Here is a 1,394-nt window from a genome sequence, read left to right as displayed (position 1 = left end):
ACTTCTGTGGTTGCCGTCCGTTGCGCAAGTAGTGTCTGACCCTTTTTGACGTGTGATCGAGTGCGGTCTTCTGTCAGGCCTTTATTTACGGCACTTTCAGAAGCCGCTGGCCGGTATGGTGATCTGCGGATCGGGTCCAAATCTGCCAAACGAGCTCTACGCCCTCAGTTAATTTCTGGTTTTCCCGGTCCAGATCTGTTCGATCATGCGCCCATTCAGGTCATCGACTTCTCACACCTCCTTGCCAGTCCTGGTTATCCGCGGTGGTTTCACGCCGCCACAGCCAGAGCCGGATCTCGATAATCTTCCTGCTTCGTCAGCATGGCCCATATATTCCGAGCCATCTTGTTCGCCAGTGCGATCGCCACCAGGATGCGCGGCTTCTTCGCGAGCATCCGCGAAAGCCACGATCCTTGCGCTGGCGGTTTGCGACCCGCCCAACTCACGCGGGCCATTGCCCCGATGATCAGGAGCCTGCGGATGTCGGCCTGACCAGCCTTCGACACCCGGCCGAGCCTTTCTTTCCCGCCAGAAGAGAACTGTCGTGGAACGAGGCCGAGCCAAGCGGCAAAGTCCCGGCCGCATCGGAAGCTCTCCATCGCTGGCGCGAACGCTTCGACGGCCAAGGCGATCAGCGGCCCCACACCCGGCATGGTCTGAAGCCGGCGCGCGGTTTCGCTCTGCCGGGACAGTTCCGCGAGCTTCTTGGCCTTTTCTTCGATCCGGGCCGTCTTCTCGCCGATCTGAGCCAGAAGGTCGCGGCATTCCTCCTGCACAAGCTCGGGCAGGCCGATCTCAGCATTCTCGACAATCACCTCAATGCGCTTGATGTGACCAATCCCCTGCGGAATGACCTGCCCATATTCGTAGAGAACGGCGCGCAGAGCGTTCACCAATTCCGTTCGCTGATGAACAATACGCTCGCGCGCCCGAAACAGAACCGCCCGCGCTTGCTGATCAGCGGTCTTCGGCTCGACAAAGCGCATTTCAGGCTGACGGGCCGCAATGACGATTGCCTCGGCATCGGCCGCGTCGTTCTTCTGCCGCTTGACGAACGGGCGCACATATTGCGGCGCGATCAGCTTGACTGCATGGCCCAGCTTCACCAACTCGCGCGCCCAGTAATGGGCGCTGCCGCAGGCTTCCATAACAACAAGTGCCGGTGGCTGCTCTGACATGAACCGGAAGAACTGCCCGCGAGACAGTTTCTTGCGATACTTCACATCGCCTGTCATCGACGCCCCGTGTAGCTGGAAAACATTCTTTGCCAGATCCACTCCGATCATCGTATCCTTCATCCGCCGTCCTCTCTGTTCTGTGGCCTACACCACATCACCTTGGCACATTGCGATGCCGTTAGGGGAGGACGGCAACCACCCCATCTGCCAAGCGAC

The 1,394-nt window shown here is 59.5% G+C and carries 1 protein-coding gene; it reads right to left on the bottom strand.

Annotation, left to right across the window (positions count from 1 at the left end; all coding sequences use genetic code 11):
• Positions 1-269: 269 nt before the first annotated feature.
• Positions 270-1,298 carry an IS110 family RNA-guided transposase gene (locus tag NKI54_RS36275; protein WP_352694646.1) on the bottom strand — a complete coding sequence of 343 codons (1,029 nt, stop codon included), beginning with the start codon at positions 1,296-1,298 and terminating at the stop codon, positions 270-272.
• Positions 1,299-1,394 lie beyond the last annotated feature (96 nt).

This window comes from Mesorhizobium sp. M0663 (assembly GCF_040320585.1).
GTDB lineage: Bacteria > Pseudomonadota > Alphaproteobacteria > Rhizobiales > Rhizobiaceae > Mesorhizobium.
This window is presented reverse-complemented; position numbering and strand designations above follow the sequence as displayed.